General features: G+C 32.3%; 4 protein-coding genes and 1 pseudogene. 2 read left to right on the top strand and 3 right to left on the bottom strand.

The window, feature by feature from the left end; all coding sequences use genetic code 11:
- Both RMN92_RS09710 and RMN92_RS09705 read right to left on the bottom strand, forming a co-directional pair.
- On the bottom strand, window positions 1–650 hold a 650-nt coding region (locus tag RMN92_RS09710; protein WP_309609259.1), incomplete at its 3' end, for a pyridoxal-phosphate dependent enzyme.
- 65 nt (window positions 651–715) lie between these two features.
- Complete coding sequence (locus RMN92_RS09705) at window positions 716–2,479, bottom strand: T9SS type A sorting domain-containing protein (RefSeq protein ID WP_309609258.1); 1,764 nt, start codon at window positions 2,477–2,479, stop codon at window positions 716–718.
- 335 nt (window positions 2,480–2,814) lie between these two features.
- On the opposite strand from RMN92_RS09705, the gene RMN92_RS09700 reads away from it, so the two are divergent.
- Entirely contained in the window at window positions 2,815–4,341 is a 1,527-nt protein-coding gene (locus tag RMN92_RS09700) for a hypothetical protein (RefSeq protein WP_309609257.1), read from the top strand.
- 8 nt (window positions 4,342–4,349) lie between these two features.
- Entirely contained in the window at window positions 4,350–4,640 is a 291-nt protein-coding gene (locus RMN92_RS09695) for a hypothetical protein (RefSeq protein WP_309609256.1), read from the top strand.
- A gap of 150 nt (window positions 4,641–4,790) precedes the next feature.
- Here the strand turns inward: RMN92_RS09695 and RMN92_RS09690 are convergent.
- Window positions 4,791–4,915: pseudogene (locus tag RMN92_RS09690) on the bottom strand (IS1595 family transposase); the annotation flags it as partial.

The following is a 4,915-nucleotide window of genomic DNA, read 5'->3' as shown; positions in this document are numbered from 1 at the left end:
TGATAATCAGAAATCAATTCCCAATTAGTATTTGTTGCAAATTTACGAATATCGTCCGACAAAAAGTCGCCTTTCAACGCAGGAAATCCAATAATTTTTTGATGTGGTTTGGCACTGTTTATCAATCCAGAAATGGTGCCTCCAGTTCCTATGGCACAACAAATATAATCAAACTGATTATCATCAGGAGTTAAAATTTCTTCACAACCTTTAATAGCCAAATCATTGGTTCCGCCTTCGGGTAATAAATAATGCTTACCGTATTTTAACTCTAAATTTGATAAAAAAATTGCATTTGTTTTATTTTGATAATCAGTTCGAGAAATAAATTCAAATTTCATTCCGCAAGTTTGAGCGAATAGCAATGTTGGATTTTCCTGTATTTTGCCTATCAATTCTTCACCTCTAATGATGCCAATACTTTCCAAACCAGCTTCTCGACAAGCAAAAGCACTGGCGGCAATATGATTGGAATAGGCACCGCCAAAAGTAATTAGTGTTTCATGGTTTAATTTTTTGGCTTCCAGTAGGTTGTATTTTAACTTTCTGAATTTATTTCCCGATACAAATGGATGCAACAAATCTTCCCGCTTGATCGAAAGTGAGATTGAAGAGTTATTAAGAATAATATTTTGATTAACAATTTTCAATTGGCGCAAAAATAAGCATAAAAAAACAGCCCGAAAGCTGTTTTTAATCAATCTTAACTTTAAAATTATTTTTTATTATTAACGGCGACTTTTTTTGTAATTTCTTGATTTGAAACAGTCAATAATTTTACAACATAAATTCCCTTAGATAAGCTAGTACTACTAAATTCAAATTGTGCATTTGTTCCTAATTCATTTTTAACTAAAATCGATTTACCAGCAATATCATAAACATTAAAAGATTTTAAATCGATATTGTTTGGATTTTTTATAATTAAGTTTCCAGAAACATCATTTTGAAAAATTGAAAAATTATTGGCAATATTATTATTTGTGCTTAAAGTTCCTTGTTTGAATGTGATTTCGAAACGACTTCTATTATTTCCTGTTGGCAATGTCATTTCAAACATTCCGTTTTTAATATCTGTGTAAACACCAGTTTCTTTGTCATAAATATAAACATCCTGATTAGCATCAAACCCATATAAAATATCAACTACTTTAATTTTAAAATTGGTTTCAGATGTGCATTTTAAACCTATTGCAATCCTTTTGTCAATATCAAATTTCAATGCATTGGCAAGATATTCTTCGTTTTCCACCACATAATAAAAATCGGCAGTTTGACTTGATGACATTTTAGCATCAGCGCTATAATCGGCTCCATCAGTGAAATCATCCCTAAAAGCCAATGTCGTTGGTCGTACGCCACCATTATTGAACATGGCATTTATTTTGAGTTGTGGTGCGTAACCTTTTTTTATTTGGGTATAATCTATACCTGCAATATTTAAAACTTCAGGATAATATTCATTACCATCTTTATCAAAATTCCCTTTAGCAAATTGTGAAGTGGCATCTTCTTTTTGAAACAATCTAAAAGTATTTTTCATAGTTACAGTTCCATTGGCTTTACCTTTTACCATGAAACCTTGACCAATTGGAGAAAATCTTCGACCTGTAAAAGCTATTCCAGTTCCACCTGTAGGTACTGTTTGATTACCCGAAGAATCATTATTAAAGAAAGGAGCTGCTGTATAACCTGCTGTTGTATAAGTTCCGTAACCACCTTGATAGGCTGCAATAAAATGTGAAGCCACATTTACTTGTTCCCAAAATAATATTCTACCATCTATAAGCGCAGCATTTGCAGGATCTAGAATAAACAAATTTAAATCTATCGCGCTTGGATAAGGATTGCCGACCAAAGTAAAATTCCCAATAGAAACTGCCGATGTTATATTGCCATCGTTTGGTTTTCCTCTAAAATCGTATCGTTGATTTCCTGCTGTAGTACCTTTCATAGTAAAACCACTCCCAGCGGGAATTGTATTGGCTCCACCTATATAATTCCATTGGGCATAAGTATTGGATGTGGTAAAAGTATATATCCATCTGGTTGCAATAGATAATGGTGAAGCCAAACCATCATAACTACCAAAAGGCAATAGTATAGGATTTGAGGCAGTTGTTAGTCCTGTAACTTCTTTCAATTGAGATATTCCAAAAGGATTATTAACAACAGTTGCCGTTAATGTATTTCCAACTGGCGAACACCAATAATTGTATAAATAATTATTAACCGTTCCTTCTTGGTAAACAGATAAATCGCCAAGACCTTTGTTGGATCCAGCTCCAGCTGTACCTTGCATTAATTGAGAACCATTTCGCAAATATAAATTACTTGTGGCGGCATTCAATTCAACATCCTGTGTCACAAATAAAATTTGATTATCAGCAAAAACATAGCTATTTGGACTTACAAACAATTGAGCCTGAGTAGCTATTCCTATTAAAAGAAAGGCTATATTTATATAGTTTAATTTCATACAATTAAATTTTAAATTTTCATTTAATAAACTGATATCTCAAAAGTACGGTTTTTATTGTATCATTATTTCGTATTTTACACTTTTACGGATATGTTAATTTTAAGCCAAAAAAATGATTAATTTTATTAATTTAGTAATGTAAAAAAGATTTGTAATTCTTTTTGCTAATTATTTTAATTTTTAATAAATTATCGATATTTAAAAAATGCCTATTATGCATCAATATTCTCAATATCAGTGTATTTTATCGATAAAATTTGTCTTTAATCTGATTTTTTTTCGATAGCTTTGTCTGACTAATATTGCCAATTAATTAAATACCACTATAATAAATGAAAAGAATTTACACTTTAAAAACAGTATTAATTACGACCGTAATTTTTACTTTTGGACTTTACCAATCCAATGCGCAGGTAGGAATAGGAAATACAAATCCTCAGGGCGCCCTCGACATTTCCACTCTAGCCAATCCAAATGCAGATGGGTTATTAATTCCTAGAGTAGCACTTGCATTAACCACCACGGCAACAGTATTAACCCCAACGGTTTCAGAAATGATTTATAATACGGCTACAGCTGGTGATGTTACACCAGGTTTTTATTACTGGGATGGTGCAAAATGGGTTCGAATAGTTACAGGAACAACAAGCAACGATTGGACAACCACTGGAAATGCAACTACAACAGCTGCCACAAACTTTGTAGGAACAACAGATGCTATAGATTTTGTAACCAGAACCAACAATACCGAAAAAACAAGGGTAACTAGTGCAGGAAATGTAGGTATTGGAACGCCAACACCTGCTGCAAAACTAGATGTTCTTGCTGGTATAACCACAACTAACAGTATAGTAAATGCCACAGGAAGTATCAATGACTTTTTACAATACAATATTCAAAATACAAGTACAGGAATACAAGCACAAAGTGGCTACTCAGCCACCGCAGACAATGGAACAGCCACGTCTGGTTTTGCTTGGTTAGGAATTAATAATTCAGCATTTAATTTTCCTTCGACTTATAATATTGGTATTGCCAATGATGTAAGTTATATAGGTAGTGGTCAAGACATGCACATTGCCAACGCAAACAATACAAAATCTATAATTTTTTCTACTGGAAAAACAACCACACCGTTTTTTGATGAACGAATGAGAATAACGAATGCAGGGAATGTGGGAATTGGTACGCCAGCACCAGATACTTCTGCATTATTAGATGTAAGCTCAACAAATAAAGGGGTTTCATTTCCTAATATTAACCTTTTGTCAGAAACTGATGCAGCAACAATTGCAACTCCCAAAGTTGGATTAATGGTTTATAACACCAACACTACCCTGCCTTGTGGCAAAGGATTGTATTTTAATAATGGTACAGCTGTTGCGCCTGTTTGGTCCTGTTTTAGTAAAACTACCAGACAACTTCATGCTTATGATACTGCTGGAAGAGTCGCAGTAACATCAGCAGTAAATACATTACAACCAGGCTGTACAATTAATTTTACCATTCCTTCTGGGCAAATTGCAGATATAAAGATTGATGCAGTTTTAGGTGGTACAAATACTGTAACTACAGCAGGGATTTACAATACGTTTGACACTATTGTTTTTGTAGATGGAGCATTTCTACCTCAAGGAGGTTTTAATAGAACAAGTATAGTAAACTCAAGTGCTGGAGGAAATGCCTTTGGTTCTTCTACACTTTCAACAATATGGTCTGGAGTTATCGCTGGAGCTCACACAATACAATTATTTAGCTCAAGATCAGGTGGATCGGGAGGAAGCAGTGTGACTTTAGGAGGAAATTGTACTACTGCTTCAAACTGTGGAGAAATAAATGCAATTATAACATACAGATAATATAAATTATGAAAGAATTAATATTTCTCACAGCGATTTTATTTTGTTCAACTGGTTTTAGTCAAAATAAAGATATACAAACAATAAATAAAGTTGATACAAATAAAAAATCAAATATTAAAGAGACAAATAGAGAAAAATCTGATATTTTAATTGATCAAAATATTACTTCATTGCTAAAAATTGACACCAGAACAACCCATGAAAATAATAATCAGTTGAATATAAAAGATAGGAAAATTGAAAATGACCCACTTGCCAATAGCATTTTGAAGGTGAATCCTAAAAACAAACTATAGAATTTGTTCTTAAATCTAATTTTATTATTAATACATTAACCTAAAACCCTTGATTAATTTTCAAGGGTTTTTTTATGAAAAATTTATATCAAAAAAATCATTTGATACAGAAGCAAAATGTGCTTAATATAAAATAATTTGTATCTCGGTTTATTTACCACAAGTTACTAATGCAATAGTAATTCTATCAAATAAATACTCTCCGAAGTATCTTCTATTAAGTTTGTAGCAGAACTCATCAAGATAATTTTGAAGATATATACCTTTCATTTTGT

Source organism: Flavobacterium sp., assembly GCF_031363805.1.
Taxonomy (GTDB): Bacteria; Bacteroidota; Bacteroidia; order Flavobacteriales; family Flavobacteriaceae; genus Flavobacterium.
The sequence above is the reverse complement of the archived record's forward strand: the minus strand, read 5'-3'. Positions and strand labels throughout refer to the sequence as shown.